This is a genomic window from Haladaptatus caseinilyticus (genome assembly GCF_026248685.1).
GTDB lineage: Archaea > Halobacteriota > Halobacteria > Halobacteriales > Haladaptataceae > Haladaptatus > Haladaptatus caseinilyticus.
The window spans coordinates 2060177-2080431 of the sequence record NZ_CP111036.1 but is presented as its reverse complement, the minus strand read 5'-3'; the positions used below and the strand labels follow the sequence as shown (position 1 = coordinate 2080431).

Below are 20255 nucleotides of genomic sequence, written 5' to 3'. Positions count from 1 at the left end.
CTACAGTCCCTCCGTCTCGTAACGGTCGAACGACTCCCCGCCGAGGACGTGAACGGCGAGGTAATGAATCATCCCGACGCTCCCGGCGACGAACGTTCCGACGAACACGAGGAACGTCGAGAGCGGGAGTCCGAGGACGCTCATGGATATCCTCCGATACTCGTCAAATCATTCGGACGGGGGGTTTCGGGGTCGAATACGTGTCTCATCGTCCGTTCGTAGTCGCGTCGTCTCTATACGAAAACCGCTGGTGGCGAATACTCCCGGACCCTCGGAGTAGTGGCAAAACGGACGTGAAAACTGATTTCGCCGCACTCGGAGCGAACTGCCCGAGTCACTCCATCGAATGCGCGTCAGAGAAAGCGGAAATAGTTGTCGGGAGATTTAGACGCCCATCCCCATCAGGTGACTTCGGAGCACGTCGTCGTCCTTGTTGCCAGCGCCGGTGTTGAGCAGGACGACGGTGTCATCCTCGTCGAACTCGCCCTGCTGGGCGAGTTCCCACGCGCCGCTCGCGGCGGCAGCACAGGTCGCGCCCATCTCCAGTCCTTCCTGCTGGGCGACCGCGACAGCCGAATCGAGGATGTCCTCGTCGCTCGTCGCGACCGCGCCGCCGTCGCTCTCGCGCAGGGCGTCGAGAATCATCGGACTCGCACCGGGGTCGGGAATCTCGATACCGCCGCAAATCGTGTCCGGTGTTTCCCATGCTTCATGAACGTCTTTCCCTTCCTCCCACGCTTTCACGATTGGGGCACAACCGGAGGACTGGGCGGCGTACATCGCCGGAAGGTCGTCGGTCAAGCCCAGTTCGCGGAACTCCTTTGCGGCCTTGTGCATGCCGACCAGTCCCACTCCGCCGCCGGTCGGATAGACGATTGCGTCAGGAACTTCCCAGTCCATCTGCTCGGCGATTTCGTAGAGCATCGTCTTTTTCCCTTCGTGGCGATAGGGCGTGACGAACGTTTTGACGGAGTACCAGTCTTCGTCTTCCATCGCGTCGGCGTAGGCCGCGCCCGCGTCGCCGATTCGGCCCTCGACGACCTTCATGTCGCCGCCGTGGACGTTCACCATCGCTTTGTTGGTGAATCCGGCGCGCGTCGGGAGGAAGACGTGCGATTGGAGACCGGCACGGGCGGCGTACGCAGCGGCGGCCTGCCCAGCGTTTCCGGCGGAGGCGAGCGCAACGTCGGTCGCACCGTGCTGTGCCGCCGCCGTCACCGCCATCGTCTGGCCGCGGTCTTTGAACGTCCCGGTCGGATTTCGTCCTTCGTCCTTGAGTAGGACGCGGCCGACACCCATCTCCTCCGCGAGGTTCGGGCATTCGACCAACGGAGTAGCTCCTTCGTCCATCGAAATCGACGATTCTCGGGTGAACGGGAGCAGTTCCTCGTACTTCCACATCGTGTCGAACCGACGGGATTCGAGGTCGCTCCGCGAGAGATCGATGGCGTCGTAATCGTAATCCGGGTCGAGGATGCTGTCACAGTCGGGACAGCGATGGGTTTCGACCTCCGCGTCGAACGTCCCGTCGCAATCCACACACGTCAAGCCGATGAATGCGTCCGTCGTCTCCATAATCGGTGGTTCGCGGGGGGACACTAAGCCCTGTTCATCCACCGTATCGTTTGCTCCTATTTCGGCTCTCCATACCGTTTCCCCAACCAGATGGGCCAAGAGACGTTTAGGCGACACGAACGACTACCCTCCATGACTACTATCGTCGTCGCCGGGGCGGGACTCGCGGGACTCGTTGCCGCCCGCCATCTCGCTGAACTGGGCGTGGACGTCCACGTGTTCGAACGTGAGGACGAGGCCGGTGGCCGAGTCCGAACCCGAGAGAAGGGCGGTTTTCTCCTCGACAGGGGATTTCAGGTACTCTTCACCGAGTATCCCGCCGCGAAGCGCGAACTCGATTACGATGAGCTCGATTTGCGGTACTTTTCCCCCGGTGCGGTGCTGGCCCGTCCAGGTGGTCGGTCGGTGCTAGCCGACCCGCTCCGCGACCCCAAAACGGTGTTCGAATCGGCAACAAACCGCGAGGTGAGCCTTGGCGACAAAATCAGAACCCTGCGACTCCGGCGGGAACTCGCCCGGAAACCGAACCGCGAGATTTTCGACGGGGACGACGAATCCATCGAAGAATACCTCCACAAACGAGGATTTTCGGAGCAGTTCCGAACTCGCTTCGTCGGGCCGTTTTACGGCGGTATCACGCTCGACAGGTCGCTTTCGACCTCGAAGAAGGTGTTCGAGTTTACGTTCAAGATGCTTTCCACCGGTCGAACCGCGATTCCGACAGATGGAATGGGCGCGATTTCCGAACAGTTGGCCGACAACGCACGGAAAGCAGGCGCAAAAATAGAGTTCGGAAACGGCGTCTCCGCGGTCGAAACGGACGGCGACGAGGCGAAGATCGAAGTCGGCGGTGAAACCATCACCGCCGACGCTGTCGTCGTCGCGACCGACCCGAAATCCGCCCGTGAGTTGACCGGCGTTGATTCGATTCCGACCGACGCTCGCGGCTGCGTGACGCAATATCTCCCCCACGATGCGTCACTCGATACGGGAAAACGTATCCTACTCAACGTCGCGGACGACGCGCCGAACGAAATCGTTCCGCTATCCGCAGTGGCTCCGGAGTACGCACCTGACGACCGAGAACTGCTCTCTGCGACGTTTCTCGGAACATCGGAGAAATCGGATGACGAACTCGCCGAGACGGTTCGGGGGACGCTCCAAGCGTGGTATCCGGAGCGAACGTTTTCCAACCTCGAACATCTTCACACCGACAGAATCGAGTTCGCCCAGTTCGCCCAACCGCCGGGCGTTTTCGACTCGCTACCAAGCAATCGAACCGGTCGGAAATCGGTATATCTCGCGGGCGAGTTCACCGAAGCGTCATCGCTCAACGCCGCGATGGAGAGCGGTCGAAAAGCCGCACGTGCGGTGTACGAGGATTTGTGAGGTTGACCCCGCTCATAACAGCTCTCGAAACTCGCCGAACGGCGGGAACCGATACGTTTCGTCCGCGTCGTCGTCGCGGACGATTGGCTGAAATGAGTTCGCGCTGGTGACGAAGGGCGTCTGAAAATCGCTCCCACACATGTCGTTGACGACCGCGCCGCTCGCGAACCGGGTGAACGCCGGGAGGACGAGTACGTCCGAGTCGCGGAAGGTTTCCGGCCCCCAGAGATAGCAGGGGCGGCGCTTGCCCTCGATTTCTATCGCGGGGTGGTCGTGGCCGACGACGTAGCGCGGCGCGACCGACTCGGATACCTCGTGGCCGTGACAGACGAGCGTTCCGTCCCCGAGGCGATACTCGTCGGAGGGGTCGGTCAGGTCGGCGAGCCGTGAATCGTGGTTGCCAAGAACTGGGACGAAATCCGCACCAGCATCCGCTGCGAGATTTTGAAGGTCGTCGAAGGTTTCTCTCGCTTCGTCGGGAAGTCGGTCGAAGGCGTGAAGCACGTCGCCCGCGAGGACGACCTCTTCGGGCGAAAACCGGTCGAGGAGGGTTTCGAACCTGGAGGTCAAGTCAGCACGCTCGCCGAGTGGGAGCGAGACGTTCGACGTGGCGTCCCTGCCGAGATGGAGGTCCGCGATAACGAGCGCGTCCGCTTCGGGAAGGTAGACTCCCCGGTCCGCGAACTCAGCGTCCTCCATCGGTTCGAACCGTTCGACGGAGGTCGTATTCGTTCCCCGTGACGAGATAGGCCACGTCCTCGATGACCGTCAGCAGTTCCGGCAGGTCACGGAGGACCAACCAGAGGATCGCGACCAAAGCAACCACTGCGAGTAGTTGCGAGAGCACCCGGTCGGCGATGAAAAACGATACCATGCCGGGATCCGCGTAGCCAGCGAGCGACGTGATGGGGCCGACGAAGAACTGGAACCATTGGTTGCCGAAGGCCAGCGCGATAAAGACGTTTCGAGCGACGTTCAGCACCCAGATGATAGAGACAGCGATCGTGAACGCCTTGAGCTTCCGTCTGAGGGGTGCCTTGACCGCGGCAATGAGGCCGCCGAAAATGCTCATGCTTCCGATTCCAGTACAGGCGAGCACGAGATATGTGTAGTAGGTGTGCCCCGTCTCGTCAGTGAAGATGAACGCGCTGTGATAGCCGTTCTGCTCAGCAATCGTGAACTCGGGATCGTAGCCGAGCGCTTCGATAACGACGTTCGTCTGGTAGCTCACAAGCTCGACGAGCCATTGGCGGAGAAACTCGATACTGGAAAAAGGAACGTAGATGATTCCCATCGCCGCGATTGCACGTGAGAGAACGAACAGCGTGTCGCGACCCGAATAGAGCTGATATCCAGCGTAGATACACAGCGGCACTGCCGCGAGGGTGAGGGCACCCTCCACGAAACTCTTCATTTCGAAGGCAAACCGCGGAAAGAGCACGCCCCAAAACAGGCCGAACAGTATCCAGGCTCCGGCACCGACAGTGCGAGCGATCTTGCGGTCGTACCGTTCGAGTGCCGCGGTTGTGATGAACGATGCAATAACCAACCACGCGAGCACGTCAGGGAGAGCGTCGGGGACGACTGCGGTCACGATTCGTCCCTTGTCGTCCCCTAATATAGACCTGACGCTCGCGGAATCAGGCGTAGACGTAGACGTGCCAGGTGAACTTGACGGAGTGTGTAGTTCCCCAACTGTTCTGGAACTCCCCGTCGGAGACGACATCTAGTAAGTGGTATTTTCCGCTGCTGTGCTGGGTAACCCATGCACGGCTTCCAGGCTTCATGCCGTTCGTGTTTCGTCGAGCGGACGAGGTGTTGAACTCCTCGGACCACTTCGCGTAGTTGCCACTTGGGCTGGTTTTATCGACGGTCGTGACGGCGGGTTGGGTGTAACTCCATCCGAGACTTGCGCCGCTCGTTCCGATGCTCACGCTGATCGTCTGTGATCCATCGTGGGTGCCGAGTGGGTCCCATTCGTCCAAATCCTCGCCGCCGATGTCTCCGGCGGACCAGTCGTGAAGTGGACGACCGACGTTGTTTTCCCAATCACTGCCGTATTTTCTCACACCAGGTTCCATGGCGAAAACGTGTTTGACCGAATACGCGTCCTGATAGGCATCGCCGTCGCCTGAAAGTTGGTAGACGTCGAAATTGTCCGTGACACAGCCGTGCGGGTCGGCGCAGAAATCCTTCTCGTCGTGGACGATTCGGTTCCAACTCGCCTGGGTCGTCACGTCGGACGAGGAAGCGCGTTGTTGCTGTGGAAAGTCCCCACGTGCGAACTGTTGTGCGCGGAGTTCCGCTTTGTTTCGAAGGGGTGCGACGTCCTTGCTACCGTCGCTGACACCGACGTACTGCGACGGGACACCCTCAGAATCGATACCGTACGCGAACGCGACGATATCCCCATCATCACTTGCGGGCACGGTTTCCGCCCGAAGCGGGACTCCTCGTGCTTCGTGGACGCGTTGGCGAACTGACTGCATCTCCGCCACGGAAATCGAATCGTTCGAATCAGCGGTAAGGAGTGCAACGGATGGTCGTTGGGCTCGTGCCTGTCCTACGATGGGGAGCGAAATTGCCCCTGCCGCGGCGCCCATCCCTTTCATGAACTTTCGTCTATCGAACCGCTTGGAATCGTTATTTTGCATCATCAATCGCCTGCAATAATATTATTAACTCATAAGGTAATAAAATTTACTTCTAGATGTGGGAAAATTGTCTGGAGGTGTCGCTCGGTCGCCCGACCACTGGTATTTTTATCGTTCCACCCGACTGTCCGAATATGGCCGACGTGTTGGAGGACAAGCGTGCCGCAACACGGTTTCGCATCCTCGCCGAAATTGCGGACCGTCAACCGGCGGTGAGTCAGGGCGAAATCGCAGACGTCGTCGGCGTTACGAGCCAAGCCGTCAGCGAATACACCCGAGGGCTCGTCGCCGACGGATTGGTCGAAAAGGAAGGTCGCTCGCGCTACAGCGTAACGAAAGAGGGCGTCGATTGGCTTTTGCAGTCCGCAACCGACGTGCGTCGGTTTGCGGACCACGTCACCGACGACATCCTCGGGAACGTCGGTGAAGACGCCGCCATAGCGACGACCGACATCGAAGAGGGGACGACGGTGACTCTCTCCCTCCAAGACGGGTTGTTGCACGCTACACCCGGGGATGAAGGCCCGGCGACTGGCATTGCAACGACCGACGCGACCGAGGGGACGGAAGTCGGTGTCACGGAGTTCGAGGGTATCATCGACCTCGAACCGGGTCGAGTGACAGTGTACCAGATTCCACCCGTTCGCTCCGGCGGAAGTAATGCGGTCGATTCGGACGCACTCGCCGTTGCGTGCGAGGGCGAAGCCGTCCTCGCTGCGACGGGTGTCGAGGCTGTCGTCGCCCTTCGCTCCGCTGGCGTGAAACCGGATACGACGTTTGCATCGGGAGCGGTCGCGGCGGAGGCCGCAGAACGCGGACTCGACGTCGTCATCGTCGCAACCTCCGACAGCGTCGGTCGTGTCACCGACGCGCTTCGTGACGCCGGAGTCGCGTACGAAGTGGCGAACGTCGACTAATTACGAGTGAGTAACGTGAAAACTCAGCCCACGTGATTTTTGGCAGTAGTGTAGGCTTCGCGGACGCGTTGAAACTCCTCCTGCGTACCGCCATGGTCGGGATGCACGTCCTTTACCTTCTCACGATAGGCGGATTTTATTTCCGAAAGGGTTGCACACGTAGGAACGCCAAGAATGGCGAACGCCGCCTGTGTCGTGTCCACATCGGCTTCCCGTTCCAACGTAGGCGTCTCGAACGGGAGTCGGTCGCCGAGATGATGACCCGGCATCTCGTGTTCGACCAGGACTGCATAGGTGTCCGACTTCTCGATGCGAAAGAACGCCCGAGCATCGAACGTGATGGCGACGTCACGCTCCGGGAGATAGAAGGCGACGTGTTGACCTGCGACGAAGTGGTCTTCGGCGAAGTCCTCACCGATGGCTCGCAGATACTGTCGAATTTCGGTTCGGCGCTTCACCTCGCCGAACACGTAGGTCGCGTTCGTCGCCTGCTGTGTCGGGAAGAGACGCGCCCCCACGACGAAGATACCAGCGATGACGACGGCGACAGCTAGCGAGAGCCACAACCCGGAGATCAGCCAGTCGGGCATGATATTTATGTAGGACGCGAATAATAAAGAAACTCCCGCCGAAACGGTCGGCAATGGCACATTTACAACCCAGGATACGTGGAGCTACACGTTGTTTTTTTCTAATCAAAAATGTGGTAACAATGGTAAAGTTAATACCTACAGGTTATTATCTATATGAACGACGAACTCTGACGAGAACCCAACCAATACCGCCGAAACCAAGCCACGTTAGTCCCCAGCCATGAAACTCACCGAACCGGCGACGGAGCAGGAACTTGACGAGAGCCAGATTCACAACGTCTTACGGAACGATAGGCGACGAGAGGCTATTAGACACCTTCGTGAATCCGGCGGATCGCTAACGGTCGATGACCTTGCGGAGCACATCGCAACCCTAGAAACGGATGAGTCACCGGCACCACGCAACGTCAGAAAGAGCGTTTACGTGTCGCTTCACCAAACGCACCTCCCGAAGCTAAACGACCTCAGTATCGTCGAGTACGATCAGCGGTCGAAAGAGCTCACCCTCAAGGACCGTGTTCGAGAGGTCGAGGTGTACATGGAAGTCGTCCCACAGCACGACGTTTCGTGGGCGACGTACTATCTCGGTCTCGGTCTGCTACAATCCGTTGTTCTGCTTGCAGCGGAGTTCGAGCTGTTTTCGGTTCGGATGTTCGACTTCGAGTTCTGGACGTGGTTTTTCCTCACGTTCTTCGTAGCCTCCGCCCTCTACCACGTCTATAAAGGTCAGGAAAAATCGCTGTTTTAACCGATATACCGGAGGTCGTCGTCGGTTGCAACCGCATTCTGCTGGGCTTCCATCTCCTCGATCTTTCCGACGACCTCTTCCATCTCCTCGGCACGCTCTTCGAGCGAACCGAAACCGACCTCGAATCCGAGCACGTTCTGTAGCACTTCGAGCACTGACTGTGCGCTTTTCGGGTCAACGAGATACCCGCTCGTCTCACCCATCAGACAGGCACCATCGATACCGCGACGGCCGCCGAGTCCAAGCAGCAGTCCGCTCGTTCCTACGATACCCCCAGCGGGTTCGTCCTCTCGAAACTCTACATCGACCGATTCGAGTTCGTCCACGAACTCCGCGTTCGTTGCCGCACCCAAGACGGCGTACTCTTCGATCAGTTCACCCGTTGGAACGCCACCAAGCGCGAACAGACGCTCGACGCCGAACTCCTCGGAGATGTCGAGGAACGCGTTTGTGAGACGATAGTGGCCCGCGTTATCCTGAGCCTGATAGTCGCCGGTCAGCACGAGCACGTCTCGTTCGTTTAGCGTCAGCGCGTAGAGTTCGATACAAACCAACTCGGTCGTACCGTCGTCCTCGACGCTCACTTGTGGTGGCAGGTACTCGGAGTACACTCGCCGGACGAGTTCACTCTCTTTCTCTTCGAGTAGATGTTCGGCGACGAGTTTGCCGACGTGACCGACGCCGGGCAATCCTTCGATGAGAACTGGCGACTCCAGCGTCGGATCCGCGACTACTTCGATATCAACTTCGTCCATGTGGGTTAGTCGCGGGCGCGCCGCTTAAGAGCGCGTCGGTACTCGCCGTAAGGGTCAGCCGGGTCGAACGGGGCAGGTGCGCTGTTTATCGCCTCCGCTCCGCAGTCCGGGCAGGTCGTAGAAAGGGTGTACACCGGCCGGTCGTGCTCTGCCTCCCACGCAGAACACACCCGGATATCGGATTTCATTCGTCTTCGGTGTGGCGTTCGCGGTGGAAGTCGGCGGTTCCACCCACGTCGTCCATGGCGACTTTGGCGCGGGTGACGCTCTCTTCGAGTTGCGCCTCCGCGGTTTTGTAGTTCGGTGCCCTGACTTTGATTCGGTACTCGGGCGCACCGACGTACGTCACGTCGAGTTCGACTTCGTCGGGTATGTCGCCGTTTCCTTCGGCAGCCTTCAGGGCCTCTTTGATACCATCAACGCCGTTTTTCCCCGGACTCCGGAGATCGACGTAGCCGGTTACGTTGACGTACGGAACCGAGACGTTTTCCCGTGCAGTTTCGACGAGGGAGTCGATTTCCTCGTCCGAGAGTTCGGTGTTCTCGAGCGCTTCGGAACCGTGGATAGCGGCCTGCTCGAAACCGTCGTAGATGCTACCGAACTCGGAGTACAGTTCGTTCGCGATCTGCGTATACTGCTCGTCGGTCATCCCCTCGCCGAACGCGAGGGACATCCATTTATCCGCTTTTTGTTCGTTCTTCCAGTCCTGAATCTTGTCGCTGTGCTGGTGTTCGTTGACGTCCTTGATGGAGAGGTCTATCTGTTGGGAGCTCTCATCGACGTCGAACACTTTACAGACGACTGTTTGTCCCACGGTAACGTGGTCTCGGACGTTTTTGATCCAGCCGCTGGCGACTTCGCTGACGTGGACGAGTCCACGTTTGTCCTCGTACTCTTCGAGGTCAATGAAGACCCCGAAATCCTCTATCTCATCGACCTTACCGACGACGAGTTCGCCAGGTTCGGGCCAGCCACTGTATTTCATCGGGATGCTACTGTCTCTGTAACGTCGCCGTCGATTTTAGCCTTGCCGCCGGTTGGCGAGGCGAGGCGGTGACCGCAGACGACGCAATTGACTTCGCTCGCGGCCTTGCTGAAGACCGTCTGTTCGTTCTCACAATCCGGGCACTGAACCGTGTGGAAATTTCCTGCCATGATCTACTCCTGGAATTCGAGTCGGCCGGCGCGCCATCCCGGACGGAGGTGAGCCTTGCCGCACTCGCTGCAGCGGTATTTGAGGTCCGTTTTCTTCGTCGGTTTGTCTCCACCGGGAACCTTGGAGAAACCACCAGCGTTACCGATAACGGCTTTGCCGCGTTTCTGCTGGCGGGCGTCCCACTTCATTCCGGTTCGTCGGCCTGAACGAACCTTTTCGACTTCGTGTTCGTGGTGGGTGTGACAATGCGGGCAGTACGTGTTAAAGCGTCGTGGCATCTGCATAGATATCGACCTTACGGACGAATTGCGCCCCGGTGCTTAAAACCCGTTTGGTTTCGAATCCGATAGCACGGCTCCACGGATATATATATCCGTCCGTATGGGGTTGTTTTATTCGGGTTCAAAAATAAAAATTTTGAAGTGACTAGAGGTCAAAATTGATTTTGGAGTCATCATGACAAACGTTAACCGACGACGATTTCTCAAGCAGACGGGAGTTACGGCGACTGGACTTGTGGCACTCGGTGCGGGGACTGTGAGTGCGCAACGATACGGAATCCCGATCGTATCCACGCGTGGCCACTTCAACGACGACGGGAACCTCGTGGCGAGCGAGACGCAGACGAGTTACGACACGACGGGTGACGTACCGGGTGTCGATACCGGCTGCGTGAACGACCTGACCGTCTTCATCCACGGCTGGCACAAGAAAGGGGACAACCCAGAACAGGACGCGAAAGACAAGTTCCTCTCGGCGAAAAACAACCTCGAAGGCGCGGGCTATAACGGCACCGTCATCGGCTACTCGTGGGACAACGACGCAGGGAGCGGCGATGCGGACTACGGTTGGGGAACAGCACAGGACGTCGCGCAGAAAAACGGCGTCAAACTCGCGCAGTTCGCCGTCGATCTCAAATACTACTGTCCGAACACGACGCTTCGATTCGTCAGCCACTCGCTCGGCGCACAAGTGTTGTTGAGCTCGCTTCGCTCGCTCGACGTGACGACGTGGTGGGACAACCAAGGACACGAAGTGTATTCGACGCACCTGCTCGGTGCGGCCCAAGACAACGAAGCACCGACCCAAGAGTGGATGGACACCTACAACGCCATCACCAACGAGACGACGGCGACGTTCAACTATCACAGCCACGAGGACGACGTCCTCCAGTGGATTTACAACTCCTACGAGTTCGATCAAGCACTCGGCGAAACGGGCTACGAGAGTGGCAACACGCCCGCACCGAACTACAACGAGTTCGACGCGACCTCGCAGGTCGGCAACGACCACTCCGGATACCTCGACAACCTCGGCGACGAGATCGTGTATCACATGAACAACGTCCCGTCATACGACTGATCCCACGATCGCTCAGCTCGTTTTTTGCTGACGAATCAGTAATCGATCGACTCACCCGACGACATACCCAATATGACACGATTACCACGCAGACAGTACCTGAAGAGTACAGCAACAATAGCAACCGGACTCGGCGTCCTCGGCACCGCCGGACTCGCATCGTCACACGGCTATTCGATCGTTTCGACCAGAGGCCACTACAACGGCGAAGGCGACCTCGAACCCGGATATTCACGAACCGACTACGAAACCGATGGAAGCGTCCCCGGCGTCGATACGGGATGTGCCAGCGAACTGACCGTCCACGTTCACGGCTACGACAACGACAGACAAGCCGCACTGAACAACTTCGACGAAGCGTACCACAACCTGACCGGCGCAGGCTACGGCGGGGAAGTCGCCGGTTTCTCGTGGGACTCGAACGCGCCGGACAAGTACGACGGGAACGATTGGGGCGGGTTCGGTACGGGCCAGGAAATCGCACAGAAAAACGGCTACGCACTCGCGCAGTTCGCGTTGGATTACAAGTATGCCTGTCCGAACGGCGACTTCAGAATCACCTGTCACTCGCTCGGTGCGCAGGTCGTCCTCAACGCGCTTCGAATCCTGGATTCGAACTCCTACTGGGACGACGGGTACTACCGATTCGACAGCGTCCACTTCCTCGGCGCGGCACAGGACAACGAAGCGCCGACGATGGAGTGGCCGGAGACCTACTACGCCATCCTGAACGAAACCGTCGCCACGTTCAACTACCACAGCGACGACGATAGCACGCTCCAGAACCTCTACTGGCCGCGGGAGTTCGACCGCGCGCTCGGCGAAACGGGTTACGAGGATGGAAACGACGTTCCGAGTAACTACGTCGAAAACGACGTTACCTCGCAGGTCGGGTCCGACCACTCGAGCTACATGGTCAACTGTGCCGACGAGATCGTCTACCACATGGCCTACGATTCCTCGTACAGCTAATCCGCATCGAACCTCCCCGTGCCACCCTTCGAAGCGCTTAATTGACCGCCTTCCGAATCGTCGGGTATGAAGCGGCTCATCATCCACGGGGACCCCGGCATTCGCAAGAACGCCATCATCGAATACGACGACGAAGAACAGGTCTGCTTCTCCGTTACTCGACAGGGCGACTGGCATGGTCCGGACGAGCCCCAACTCTGGTGTGTCATCGGAACCGAAGCCGAGCGAGAGGACTTCGAGACACGGAACTACGTTCCCCACTGGCTCGACACGGAATCCATCGACGCCGGAGCGGTCGAAGTCGTCAAGCACGCGGACGAACTCGCGGTCTAACCGCGAACGTCCGTTCGGTGCTTTTTTCTCCGTTTTTGGTATCTCTACACCTTCCCGAAATCCGCCGGTCGATGACGTCATGGACTGTCGGAAGCATTCGAAATAGTTGTCGTTCGAGTCGGGAAGGAGGTGCGTCGAGCGGTCCGTTCGTCACGACGAACAGCTACTATCCCCAGATACGCTCTCACCGACGGGTTGAAAATCGCGTTTTCCTTTCCGAGCTATTGTAATTCGAACGTTCCTGAGGAAGGATACCGGTTCCGAACTGCCCATTCGGTCAGTTACTTCGGTCAAATACTAAACGAAATCCATTGACATTCGCCCTGAAACCGAAAGGAGTGGCTTTCTTAACCGCGCCGCTCATACGTTCGAGTATGACAGGCGTTCGGATTGCGGGAGTCGGTCTCACCCACTTCGGGAAACATCCCGAGCGAACAGGCAGGGATCTTTTCGCCGAAGCGAGCGAGCACGCATTCGCCGATAGCGGCGTCTCCCACGACGATATCGAAGCACTCTACTACGGCAATTTCATGGGCGAACTGGCCGAGCATCAGGGCCACCAAGGGCCGCTGATGGCCGAGGCCGCGGGAGTTCGTGCACCTGCGACGCGCTACGAAAGCGCGTGTGCATCCAGCGGGGTTGCGATTCGACAGGCCGTCAAGGACGTACGGAACGGCGAAGCCGACGCCTTGCTCGTCGGCGGCGCGGAGCGAATGAACAACCTCGGAACCGCGGGGACGACGGAAGCCCTCGCCATCGCGGCGGATGACCTCTACGAGGTCCGTGCCGGGATGACGTTCCCCGGTGCCTACGCGTTGATGGCTCGTGCCTACTTCGACGAGTTTGGCGGATCGCGGGAGGATTTGGCACATATCGCGGTCAAAAACCACGAGCACGCCCTGCCGAACGAGCACGCACAGTTCCAGAACGAAATCAGCATCGAGCAGGCGCTCGATGCCCCGATGATCGCGGAACCGCTCGGTTTGTTCGACGCGTGTCCTATCACGGACGGTGCATCCGCCGCGGTGCTCGTCAGCGACGAGTACGCCGAAGAACACGGCCTCGACGCGCCGGTTTCCATCACGGGTACCGGACAGGGTGGCGACCGAATGGCGCTCCAAGGGCGAGACTATCTCGCTCGTTCGCCCGCCGCGGAGGAGGCCGCAGAAGAGGCGTACGCGGAAGCAGGGATCGACGCGGGCGACGTGGACGTAGCCGAGGTCCACGACTGTTTCACCATCGCGGAGGTCCTCGCGCTCGAAGCGCTCGACTTCTACGCCCCCGGCGAAGCAATCGGTGCGGCCCGCCGCGGTGAAACGACCCGCGACGGCGACCGCCCGATCAATCTTTCCGGCGGCCTGAAGGCGAAAGGCCACCCGGTCGGCGCGACCGGTACGAGCCAACTCGTCGAGATGACTCGCATCCTCCGCGGCGATCATCCGAACAGCGATTCCGTTCCGGACGCGAAAACCGGCGTGACGCACAACGCGGGTGGCACGGTTGCCAGTGCGACCGTGCACGTGTTGGAGGTGGTCTCGTGAGCGAGCACTGCGAGCGAACGAGAGTACGCCAGGGCTCCGCTCCGGAGGTGAATGAGTGATGAGCGATCACGAGAACGCGGGCTACGACGAATGGCTCGATGCGATTGCCGGGGGAGACGGATACTTCCTCGAATGTGGGAACGGTCACGGCTCCCTACCACCGCGTCGAATCTGTCCCGAATGCGGCGCGACCGACCTCGAAACGACGCCGCTTCCGGAAGCGGGAACCGTCGAGACGTACACCGTGGTACACGTCGCTGCACCGTCGTTCGCGGATGACGTACCGTACACCACCGCCGTCGCTAAATTCGGTCCCGTTCGACTGACCGGCGTCGCGGACGATGATGTCGAAGTCGGAACCGACGTTTCGGTAAAAATCGGCGAATCGGAAACGACTGGCGACCGATTACTGCGGTTCGAGCGGCGCTAGTTCGTCGAACAACACGTCCAAGAACGGACCGGGGTGTTCGACGTGCGGGAGGAGTCGCGCCTCGTCGAAAACGACGAGGCGGGTATCACCCTCGTCTGCGAGTGCTTGGCCGTCTTCGAGCGGCGTGACCTTCGCATTCCGCCCCCAGACTAAGGTGACCGGCACGGTCACCTGCGCGAGTTCGTCACCGAGGTCGATATCTGGGTTCAGATGGCCCGACACGAACGATGCAGGTGCGAATCGCGCGCCAGGTTGGTGGGACGTTTGCCATTCGAACTCCACGTCCTTTTCCGTATACGACGCTTCGCTGAAGTAGCCGTCGCGCTCGTTGAACCGGCGAATCGAGCGTTTGCTGGCGAGGGCGTTGAACAGGCCCGTACCGAGCAGTGGCGAGCGAAGAAGCGCTCGAAGCCAGCCCCGGCGTGGCCCGGTGTCGGCGGTCGGACAGATCAGTTCCAACCGCGAGAATGCACCCGTCTCGTTCTGTACGAGTGTGGCATACGACCCCGATAGCGACGACGCGAGGCAGATCGCGTCGTCGGTCATGTCCTCGGCAAAATCCGTGACGAACGACGTGTACAGCGATGCCGAGTAATCGACCGGCGGACGCGAGGAGCGACCAAAGCCCGGCAGGTCGGGTGCGATGACGTGGTACTTGGTCGCAAGCTGTTGGAAGATCCCATCGAACTCCTTGTTCGTCGCGGCCGCATGAAGCCCGTGCAGAAGGAGCACGTCCGGATCGTCCGGGTCGCCCGCCTCGGTGTAAGCAACGTCGAACCCTCTCCATCGATAGGTACCTTGGTGCCCGTCCAGTGGTGGGTCGAGGGGTTCGGCACGTTCCGTGAGCGTCTTGTTGATCAGCGCCGTAAGCCCAAGCCCACTAGCAGTAACAGTGGCGAGTCGTCGGAGTTTCATACGTAGAAAAGCGGGCCGGATGGGTTTATCGATTGTGCCAGAATTCAATCATGTAGGCAGTCCTCGATGGGCGACATTACCTCGTCGACAACGGAGTAGGGATCCGTTGTTCGCTCGAAAACGGCTTCGACCAGGTCTGCCATACCGCCGTGTGACTCGATTTCCTCGGCGACGAGACGGTTCGCATCCTCGCGCAGGAGTGCTCGGATTTCCTCGGCGTAGCGCGTTCGAGCCTTCGCTTCGAGCATGCCCGTCGCTTCGAGCAGTTCGTGGTGTTCATCGAGGAGGTCGACGAACTCAATGACGCCGTCCCCTTCCTTTGCGATCGTTTCGATGACGTCCGGCGTCCAGTCGTAGCCCTCCACGTCGTCGCCGAACTCGGGTGTCGGTTCGTGGCCGCGCATGTGGACCATCTCCTTGAGGTCGGATACTGCGCGATCCGCACCCGGGAGGTCGGCTTTGTTCACGACGAACACGTCGGCGATTTCGAGGATACCTGCCTTGAGCATCTGGACGTTGTCACCGCTCTCGGGCGGTACCAGCACCGCGACCGTATCCGCGGTTTTCACGATATCGATTTCGTTCTGACCGGCACCGACCGTTTCCACGATGATTTTGTCCTTTCCGAAGGCGTCGAGTGCTTTTACGGCATCCGTCGTCGCGGTGGAGAGGCCACCGAGACTGCCACGGGCGCTCATCGACCGGAAAAAGACGTCCATGTCGCCGACGTTGCTGGCCATGCGAATCCGGTCGCCGAGCACGGCCCCGCCGGTAAACGGCGACGAGGGGTCGATCGCGATGACGCCCACCGTCTCGCCGCGATCACGATAGTAGTTCGCCACCTTGTCCACGAGGGTCGATTTTCCAGCGCCTGGGCTGCCAGTAATGCCGATAACGTCGGCGTGGCCGGTGTGGTCGTGAAGTTCCGAGACGAGGTCACGGTAGCCCGGGTCGCGGTTCTCGATTTTCGTAATGACGCGGGCCAGGGCCCGGTGTTTTCCGTCGAGGAGGTCGGCAAGCAAATCGGCGTGCTTCGCGCTCATCGTTCGGGCGCGTTTTCACGGACGAACTGAATAGTCTCTTCCATTGGCGTGCCCGGACCGAACACCTCCGCGACGCCGAGTTCCTTGAGTTCCTCCTTGTCGTCGTCGGGAACGACACCGCCGACGAGAATGAGCGTATCCTCGAAGGCGTCGTACTCTTTGAGGCCGTCGATGATTTTCGGGACGAGCGTATCGTGTGCGCCCGAGAGAATCGAGATTCCGAGGACGTTCACGTCCTCCTGCACTGCGGCCTGTACGATTTCGTCGGGTGCGTTGTGGAGACCCGAGTAGATGACTTCGAATCCGGCGTCGCGGAAGGCGCGGGCGATGACGTGTGCGCCGCGGTCGTGACCGTCGAGGCCGACCTTCGCGACGAGACAGCGAACCGACTGCGATTCCTGATCTGTGCTCATACACCACCCTTCCCCGCGTTCGGGTTTCACTTTAACGGAAATACGTGTGAAACCGCAATTGTTTAAGCGCAAGTCGGGTTGATAGAGTGGAACGAAGCGACTTTCGGCACGATTTCGAAACATTGTGATAGCACGAGTCGTCAAGCGACGATGGCGCTGGCAGAAACCTGCGGAGTTCACCGCAGAAGGCCCGTGTCTTCAGCGTGTGAGGTCCTCGTGAGCGAAGTGAACCAAAGTACGGAAGACCGTACCTCGTCCCGTGTGACGGGGCAATTCTCGATTTTCCGCCTCTCACTCCGGACGGCCGATCGCCCTTCATCCGCCGAGATCATCCACCGCGGTCTGTCCACTCCTCGCTGCAAACGCGGGCTTGCACTCACGCCCCACTTCCGCTCGTCGTTCGTGGAAACGCGCCGGTGCAACCTTCCGACTGAGAACGAGCCGCTCAGCGGAGAAGCGAAGCCACCTTACCCCATCGCTCCTAACCCTCGCGCATGGCCACGGCGGACGCACGACAGCGCGCGCGGGAGAGTCCAGTAAAGGTAACAGCAGTACTCTCGGCAGTCGGGTACGTGCTCGTCCTCGGCACCTTCGCGGGGATGATCCCGATCTATCCGGACATCAGCATCGAGACCGTAAACCTGCTCTCGGATGCCATCGCGGTCGTCAACAGCGTCGCGACCGTCTCGCTCGTTCTCGGCTGGTACTGGATTCGCAAAGGTGCGGTCAAAAAACACCGCGCCGCGATGCTGACCGCTTTCAGCCTCATCATCGTTTTCCTCGTGCTCTACCTGACGAAAGTCGGCGGTGCGGGCGGCGAGAAACACATCCTCGTGGACGGATTCCCGTACTACGCGTACCTCATCATGCTCGCAGTTCACATCATCCTCTCCGTCGTTTCGGTGCCGGTCGTGCTGTTCGCCCTCGTCCTCGGGTTGACGCACACCCCCGCAGAACTGAAACAGACGGCCCACGCGAAGGTCGGTCGAATCGCCGCTTCGGCGTGGATCGTCTCGCTCGTCCTCGGTGTCGTCACCTACGTGATGTTGAACCACATCTACCATTGGGAAATTCCGGCCTGACGCGGCACTTTTTCTCGATAGCTCAGCAATTTTAAACCTATAGAGGATAAAACGCGAGAGATGACGAGCCGTGATGGAGTGCCGACGCAGAGTGGAACGCTCAGCATCCAAAGCGGCGAGCTTCACGTTCGGACGACACCCAAGGGCATCATCCGAGCCCAGTATCTCGACAATTGGAAGGGGAAAGATAGGCTGCAGAAAGGATGGTTTCTGTTCTCGAATCTCTTCGCGACGATAACGTTCGGACAGATTCTCAATGACCCGCTCGAGTTCTCCGGCGAACTGGTTTCCATGGGGTTTCTCCTTTCCGCCGTTCTCGTCCATTTCGTAGCTGGCGGATTGCGATTTGTGAACAAACGGTTTCGTAGTGGTATCTCGATTCCGCTCAGAACCATCCGGAAAGTCGAGCACAAAAGCGACCCGAAGAAACTCGAAGTCGTCCATGGCGAGTTCGAGAACGTCGATACCACGGAAATCGAATTTCCGACCGGATCCAGCGCGGAGCAAGCGATCGAACTGCTCCGCTGGAAAGGGATTCGAATCGGCAAACTCCGAACCGAAAAAGCGAATCTCCGTGCCGAAATCGACCGGGAATTGGAAACGGAGACGAATTGAAATTCGTTCCGAACTAATCCGTCTGGGGAATCACGCGTGCTCCGGCGGCGAAGAACACCACAGACAGCACGGCGAGCACGAGCAAATTGACCGTCCATCCATCGAGGGGGCTCGACCCACCGACTACCGCTGCCGAGGGTGCATCGTAAGTCAAATCCCGGACACCACGCGCGAAGTAGGTCAACGGCGAGAGGTTCATCACCGGTCTGAACCATCCCGGCAGGAGGTTCGGTGTGACGAACGTGTTCGACAGGAATAAAAGCGGAAGCGCGATCGCGTTGCTCGCCGCGATAACACCGTCCTGCGACCCGGCAAGACTACCGAGAAGCGCGCCGACGCCGCAAAAGAGTGCGACTGCCAGCGCGACGAAGACGGCAACTGCTGGCAGTACCGCAAACGAGACGCCGGCATTCGTCACGAGCGCCATCAGCGCGAGGATGATGAGGCCCGCGAAACCGATGATAACGACGTTGACGAGCGTGTGTGCCATCAGCCACTCCGCCCGCGTGAGGGGCGTGGTCGCCAACTTCTCGAACCGGTTCGACTCCCGATGCCGCGACACCGAACTCCCGACACGCGAGAGGGGCGTGAACAGCACGACGACGGCGAGATAGCCGGGTAGATAGTAGGCAGGTGGTTCCGCGAATATGCCACCGCCCGACCCACCGTCACCCGGATTGGTCTGTACCAGTACCGCGAAGATGAGGATGAGGATGACCGGGAAGAAGAACGTGAAAAAGACGGCAGTCCGCCGTCGAAGGAACGACCGCCACGCTGCTCCTGCTTCCGAACGAACCCGTCCGAGCGAGGTCATCGGTCGCCTCCCACGATGGCGGTTTGTCCGGCTTTTCTGGTGACTTCCGGACCGAGCGATGCACCCGTCAATCGGAGATACACGTCCTCCAAGTCGGGTTCTGTCCACGTCAACGCCCCGTAGTCGATATCGCGCTGATTCAGATCCGATACGACATCGCCGATGTCCCCCGGCGTAACGCCGTCGAACACCAACCCGGACTCGGTTTCCTCTATCGTGAACTGCGTTTCGATAGCGCTCCGCCGGGCGTCGGTTTCCACCACGAGTCGGCTTTCCCCACCGTGGTCGGTGATGAGCGACTCGGGCGTGCCGACGGCGACGAGTTCGCCGTTGGCCAACAGACCGACGCGGTCAGCGAGTCGCTCGGCTTCAGCCATGTAGTGTGTCGTCAGAAAGACGGTCGTTCCCCCCTCGGCGAGATCCTCGACGAGCGACCAGAGCGCGCGCCGTCCGGCGGGGTCGATGCCGGTCGTCGGTTCGTCCAGAAAGAGCACGTCCGGGTCGTTAACGAGCGTGGCGGCGACGCAAGCGCGCCGTTGTTGCCCGCCCGATAGGTTTTCGTACCACGTGTCGCCGGTATTCGCGAGCCCCACGTCGGCGAGGGCCTCGTCCGCATCGCGGGAGTCGTCGTACAGGCCCGCGTAGTAGCGAACGAGTTCCCGCGCGGAGAGTCGGGCGGGCGGGTCGAAGGATTGGGGGAGTAGGCCAACCCGTGATTTGTCCATATCAGCGGGCGACCCTCCGAGGACGGAGACACTTCCTTCGTCGGGGTCCGTCGTCCCCGTCAGCGACCGAACGAGGGTCGTTTTTCCCGCTCCGTTCGGCCCGATGAGCGCGAACACTTCGCCCGCACCGACCGAGAGTGAGACGCCGTCCAGCGCGACGGTGTCGCCGTATCGCTTCCGAAGGTTCTCGGCGACGAGTGTGTCGGTCATAGCGGACGTTGTT

At 59.7% G+C, this 20255-nt stretch carries 26 protein-coding genes; 10 read left to right on the top strand and 16 right to left on the bottom strand.

What is annotated here, in order from left to right; translation table 11 throughout:
- Complete coding sequence (locus OOF89_RS11190) at nucleotides 1–144, bottom strand: hypothetical protein (protein WP_266076122.1); 144 nt, start codon at nucleotides 142–144, stop codon at nucleotides 1–3.
- Between the two features lie 240 nt (nucleotides 145–384).
- On the bottom strand, nucleotides 385–1575 hold the full coding sequence (locus OOF89_RS11185; RefSeq protein ID WP_266079776.1) for a threonine synthase: 1191 nt from the start codon (nucleotides 1573–1575) through the stop codon (nucleotides 385–387).
- Nucleotides 1576–1707: 132 nt separating this feature from the next.
- On the opposite strand from OOF89_RS11185, the gene OOF89_RS11180 reads away from it, so the two are divergent.
- Nucleotides 1708–2964: an NAD(P)/FAD-dependent oxidoreductase gene (locus tag OOF89_RS11180; protein WP_266076120.1), complete on the top strand. Its 1257-nt coding sequence runs from the start codon at nucleotides 1708–1710 to the stop codon at nucleotides 2962–2964.
- Between the two features lie 12 nt (nucleotides 2965–2976).
- Here OOF89_RS11180 and OOF89_RS11175 read toward each other — a convergent pair whose 3' ends face one another.
- From OOF89_RS11175 to OOF89_RS11165, 3 genes are read right to left on the bottom strand one after another with little or no spacing between them, the layout of a single operon-like run.
- Nucleotides 2977–3663, bottom strand: a complete 687-nt coding sequence (locus tag OOF89_RS11175) for a metallophosphoesterase (RefSeq protein ID WP_266076119.1) — start codon at nucleotides 3661–3663, stop codon at nucleotides 2977–2979.
- Complete coding sequence (gene artA, locus OOF89_RS11170; RefSeq protein ID WP_266076116.1) at nucleotides 3650–4558, bottom strand: archaeosortase A; 909 nt, start codon at nucleotides 4556–4558, stop codon at nucleotides 3650–3652. The genes OOF89_RS11175 and artA overlap by 14 nt, the downstream gene beginning before the upstream one ends.
- 46 nt (nucleotides 4559–4604) lie before the next feature.
- A complete protein-coding gene (locus OOF89_RS11165) occupies nucleotides 4605–5621 on the bottom strand; it encodes a hypothetical protein (RefSeq protein WP_266076115.1) in 1017 nt (338 codons plus the stop codon).
- Nucleotides 5622–5752: 131 nt separating this feature from the next.
- Between OOF89_RS11165 and OOF89_RS11160 the strand changes: the two genes are divergently transcribed.
- Complete coding sequence (locus tag OOF89_RS11160) at nucleotides 5753–6535, top strand: DUF7839 domain-containing protein (RefSeq protein WP_266079773.1); 783 nt, start codon at nucleotides 5753–5755, stop codon at nucleotides 6533–6535.
- 23 nt (nucleotides 6536–6558) lie between these two features.
- On the opposite strand, the gene OOF89_RS11155 is transcribed toward OOF89_RS11160, so the two are convergent.
- The gene (locus OOF89_RS11155; protein WP_266076114.1) at nucleotides 6559–7125 is read right to left on the bottom strand and encodes a J domain-containing protein; all 567 of its coding nucleotides are present in this window, start codon (nucleotides 7123–7125) and stop codon (nucleotides 6559–6561) included.
- A 223-nt stretch (nucleotides 7126–7348) separates the two neighbouring features.
- Here OOF89_RS11155 and OOF89_RS11150 point away from each other — a divergent pair, with 223 nt between their 5' ends.
- The gene (locus OOF89_RS11150; protein WP_266076113.1) at nucleotides 7349–7876 is read left to right on the top strand and encodes a DUF7344 domain-containing protein; all 528 of its coding nucleotides are present in this window, start codon (nucleotides 7349–7351) and stop codon (nucleotides 7874–7876) included.
- Here the strand turns inward: OOF89_RS11150 and OOF89_RS11145 are convergent.
- From OOF89_RS11145 to OOF89_RS11125, 5 genes are read right to left on the bottom strand one after another with little or no spacing between them, the layout of a single operon-like run.
- On the bottom strand, nucleotides 7873–8631 hold the full coding sequence (locus OOF89_RS11145) for a proteasome assembly chaperone family protein (RefSeq protein WP_266076111.1): 759 nt from the start codon (nucleotides 8629–8631) through the stop codon (nucleotides 7873–7875). The genes OOF89_RS11150 and OOF89_RS11145 overlap by 4 nt on opposite strands.
- A gap of 5 nt (nucleotides 8632–8636) precedes the next feature.
- Nucleotides 8637–8819: an RNA-protein complex protein Nop10 gene (locus tag OOF89_RS11140; RefSeq protein WP_266076109.1), complete on the bottom strand. Its 183-nt coding sequence runs from the start codon at nucleotides 8817–8819 to the stop codon at nucleotides 8637–8639.
- A complete protein-coding gene (locus tag OOF89_RS11135) occupies nucleotides 8816–9616 on the bottom strand; it encodes a translation initiation factor IF-2 subunit alpha (protein ID WP_266076107.1) in 801 nt (266 codons plus the stop codon). Before OOF89_RS11135 ends, OOF89_RS11140 begins: the two co-directional genes overlap by 4 nt.
- Entirely contained in the window at nucleotides 9613–9786 is a 174-nt protein-coding gene (locus tag OOF89_RS11130) for a 30S ribosomal protein S27e (protein WP_266076104.1), read from the bottom strand. Before OOF89_RS11130 ends, OOF89_RS11135 begins: the two co-directional genes overlap by 4 nt.
- 3 nt (nucleotides 9787–9789) lie before the next feature.
- On the bottom strand, nucleotides 9790–10071 hold the full coding sequence (locus OOF89_RS11125; protein WP_266076103.1) for a 50S ribosomal protein L44e: 282 nt from the start codon (nucleotides 10069–10071) through the stop codon (nucleotides 9790–9792).
- Nucleotides 10072–10243: 172 nt separating this feature from the next.
- On the opposite strand from OOF89_RS11125, the gene OOF89_RS11120 reads away from it, so the two are divergent.
- The 5 genes from OOF89_RS11120 to OOF89_RS11100 all read left to right on the top strand — a co-directional run bounded on the left by OOF89_RS11120 (nucleotide 10244) and on the right by OOF89_RS11100 (nucleotide 14425).
- Nucleotides 10244–11149, top strand: coding sequence for a hypothetical protein (locus OOF89_RS11120; protein WP_266076101.1), 906 nt, complete (start codon nucleotides 10244–10246; stop codon nucleotides 11147–11149).
- Between the two features lie 72 nt (nucleotides 11150–11221).
- The gene (locus OOF89_RS11115; RefSeq protein ID WP_266076099.1) at nucleotides 11222–12121 is read left to right on the top strand and encodes an alpha/beta hydrolase; all 900 of its coding nucleotides are present in this window, start codon (nucleotides 11222–11224) and stop codon (nucleotides 12119–12121) included.
- Between the two features lie 66 nt (nucleotides 12122–12187).
- Entirely contained in the window at nucleotides 12188–12454 is a 267-nt protein-coding gene (locus OOF89_RS11110; protein WP_266076097.1) for an HAH_0734 family protein, read from the top strand.
- 374 nt (nucleotides 12455–12828) lie between these two features.
- Nucleotides 12829–13995, top strand: coding sequence for a thiolase C-terminal domain-containing protein (locus tag OOF89_RS11105; RefSeq protein ID WP_266076095.1), 1167 nt, complete (start codon nucleotides 12829–12831; stop codon nucleotides 13993–13995).
- A 58-nt stretch (nucleotides 13996–14053) separates the two neighbouring features.
- Complete coding sequence (locus OOF89_RS11100) at nucleotides 14054–14425, top strand: Zn-ribbon domain-containing OB-fold protein (RefSeq protein ID WP_266076093.1); 372 nt, start codon at nucleotides 14054–14056, stop codon at nucleotides 14423–14425.
- Here OOF89_RS11100 and OOF89_RS11095 read toward each other — a convergent pair.
- Genes OOF89_RS11095 through OOF89_RS11085 form a run of 3 tightly spaced genes read right to left on the bottom strand, consistent with a single transcriptional unit; the run spans nucleotide 14402 to nucleotide 16796 of the window.
- Nucleotides 14402–15340: an alpha/beta fold hydrolase gene (locus OOF89_RS11095; protein ID WP_266076091.1), complete on the bottom strand. Its 939-nt coding sequence runs from the start codon at nucleotides 15338–15340 to the stop codon at nucleotides 14402–14404. The genes OOF89_RS11100 and OOF89_RS11095 overlap by 24 nt on opposite strands.
- 44 nt (nucleotides 15341–15384) lie before the next feature.
- The gene (gene meaB, locus OOF89_RS11090) at nucleotides 15385–16383 is read right to left on the bottom strand and encodes a methylmalonyl Co-A mutase-associated GTPase MeaB (RefSeq protein ID WP_266076089.1); all 999 of its coding nucleotides are present in this window, start codon (nucleotides 16381–16383) and stop codon (nucleotides 15385–15387) included.
- Nucleotides 16380–16796, bottom strand: coding sequence for a cobalamin B12-binding domain-containing protein (locus OOF89_RS11085; protein ID WP_266076087.1), 417 nt, complete (start codon nucleotides 16794–16796; stop codon nucleotides 16380–16382). The genes meaB and OOF89_RS11085 overlap by 4 nt, the downstream gene beginning before the upstream one ends.
- A gap of 494 nt (nucleotides 16797–17290) precedes the next feature.
- Here OOF89_RS11085 and OOF89_RS11080 point away from each other — a divergent pair, with 494 nt between their 5' ends.
- On the top strand, nucleotides 17291–17878 hold the full coding sequence (locus OOF89_RS11080) for a DUF420 domain-containing protein (protein WP_266076085.1): 588 nt from the start codon (nucleotides 17291–17293) through the stop codon (nucleotides 17876–17878).
- 60 nt (nucleotides 17879–17938) lie between these two features.
- Complete coding sequence (locus tag OOF89_RS11075; RefSeq protein ID WP_266076083.1) at nucleotides 17939–18493, top strand: hypothetical protein; 555 nt, start codon at nucleotides 17939–17941, stop codon at nucleotides 18491–18493.
- 13 nt (nucleotides 18494–18506) lie between these two features.
- On the opposite strand, the gene OOF89_RS11070 is transcribed toward OOF89_RS11075, so the two are convergent.
- Complete coding sequence (locus tag OOF89_RS11070; protein WP_266076082.1) at nucleotides 18507–19307, bottom strand: ABC transporter permease; 801 nt, start codon at nucleotides 19305–19307, stop codon at nucleotides 18507–18509.
- Nucleotides 19304–20242, bottom strand: a complete 939-nt coding sequence (locus OOF89_RS11065; protein ID WP_266076081.1) for an ABC transporter ATP-binding protein — start codon at nucleotides 20240–20242, stop codon at nucleotides 19304–19306. Before OOF89_RS11065 ends, OOF89_RS11070 begins: the two co-directional genes overlap by 4 nt.
- Nucleotides 20243–20255: the final 13 nt, after the last annotated feature.

Coding starts and splice junctions, on each gene's coding strand:
- OOF89_RS11190 (WP_266076122.1), bottom strand. CDS start 144: ATGAGCGTCCTCGGACTCCCGCTCTCGACGTTCCTCGTGTTCGTCGGA.
- OOF89_RS11185 (WP_266079776.1), bottom strand. CDS start 1,575: ATGGAGACGACGGACGCATTCATCGGCTTGACGTGTGTGGATTGCGAC.
- OOF89_RS11180 (WP_266076120.1), top strand. CDS start 1,708: ATGACTACTATCGTCGTCGCCGGGGCGGGACTCGCGGGACTCGTTGCC.
- OOF89_RS11175 (WP_266076119.1), bottom strand. CDS start 3,663: ATGGAGGACGCTGAGTTCGCGGACCGGGGAGTCTACCTTCCCGAAGCG.
- OOF89_RS11165 (WP_266076115.1), bottom strand. CDS start 5,621: ATGATGCAAAATAACGATTCCAAGCGGTTCGATAGACGAAAGTTCATG.
- OOF89_RS11160 (WP_266079773.1), top strand. CDS start 5,753: ATGGCCGACGTGTTGGAGGACAAGCGTGCCGCAACACGGTTTCGCATC.
- OOF89_RS11155 (WP_266076114.1), bottom strand. CDS start 7,125: ATGCCCGACTGGCTGATCTCCGGGTTGTGGCTCTCGCTAGCTGTCGCC.
- OOF89_RS11150 (WP_266076113.1), top strand. CDS start 7,349: ATGAAACTCACCGAACCGGCGACGGAGCAGGAACTTGACGAGAGCCAG.
- OOF89_RS11145 (WP_266076111.1), bottom strand. CDS start 8,631: ATGGACGAAGTTGATATCGAAGTAGTCGCGGATCCGACGCTGGAGTCG.
- OOF89_RS11140 (WP_266076109.1), bottom strand. CDS start 8,819: ATGAAATCCGATATCCGGGTGTGTTCTGCGTGGGAGGCAGAGCACGAC.
- OOF89_RS11135 (WP_266076107.1), bottom strand. CDS start 9,616: ATGAAATACAGTGGCTGGCCCGAACCTGGCGAACTCGTCGTCGGTAAG.
- OOF89_RS11130 (WP_266076104.1), bottom strand. CDS start 9,786: ATGGCAGGAAATTTCCACACGGTTCAGTGCCCGGATTGTGAGAACGAA.
- OOF89_RS11125 (WP_266076103.1), bottom strand. CDS start 10,071: ATGCAGATGCCACGACGCTTTAACACGTACTGCCCGCATTGTCACACC.
- OOF89_RS11120 (WP_266076101.1), top strand. CDS start 10,244: ATGACAAACGTTAACCGACGACGATTTCTCAAGCAGACGGGAGTTACG.
- OOF89_RS11115 (WP_266076099.1), top strand. CDS start 11,222: ATGACACGATTACCACGCAGACAGTACCTGAAGAGTACAGCAACAATA.
- OOF89_RS11110 (WP_266076097.1), top strand. CDS start 12,188: ATGAAGCGGCTCATCATCCACGGGGACCCCGGCATTCGCAAGAACGCC.
- OOF89_RS11105 (WP_266076095.1), top strand. CDS start 12,829: ATGACAGGCGTTCGGATTGCGGGAGTCGGTCTCACCCACTTCGGGAAA.
- OOF89_RS11100 (WP_266076093.1), top strand. CDS start 14,054: ATGAGCGATCACGAGAACGCGGGCTACGACGAATGGCTCGATGCGATT.
- OOF89_RS11095 (WP_266076091.1), bottom strand. CDS start 15,340: ATGAAACTCCGACGACTCGCCACTGTTACTGCTAGTGGGCTTGGGCTT.
- meaB (WP_266076089.1), bottom strand. CDS start 16,383: ATGAGCGCGAAGCACGCCGATTTGCTTGCCGACCTCCTCGACGGAAAA.
- OOF89_RS11085 (WP_266076087.1), bottom strand. CDS start 16,796: ATGAGCACAGATCAGGAATCGCAGTCGGTTCGCTGTCTCGTCGCGAAG.
- OOF89_RS11080 (WP_266076085.1), top strand. CDS start 17,291: ATGGCCACGGCGGACGCACGACAGCGCGCGCGGGAGAGTCCAGTAAAG.
- OOF89_RS11075 (WP_266076083.1), top strand. CDS start 17,939: ATGACGAGCCGTGATGGAGTGCCGACGCAGAGTGGAACGCTCAGCATC.
- OOF89_RS11070 (WP_266076082.1), bottom strand. CDS start 19,307: ATGACCTCGCTCGGACGGGTTCGTTCGGAAGCAGGAGCAGCGTGGCGG.
- OOF89_RS11065 (WP_266076081.1), bottom strand. CDS start 20,242: ATGACCGACACACTCGTCGCCGAGAACCTTCGGAAGCGATACGGCGAC.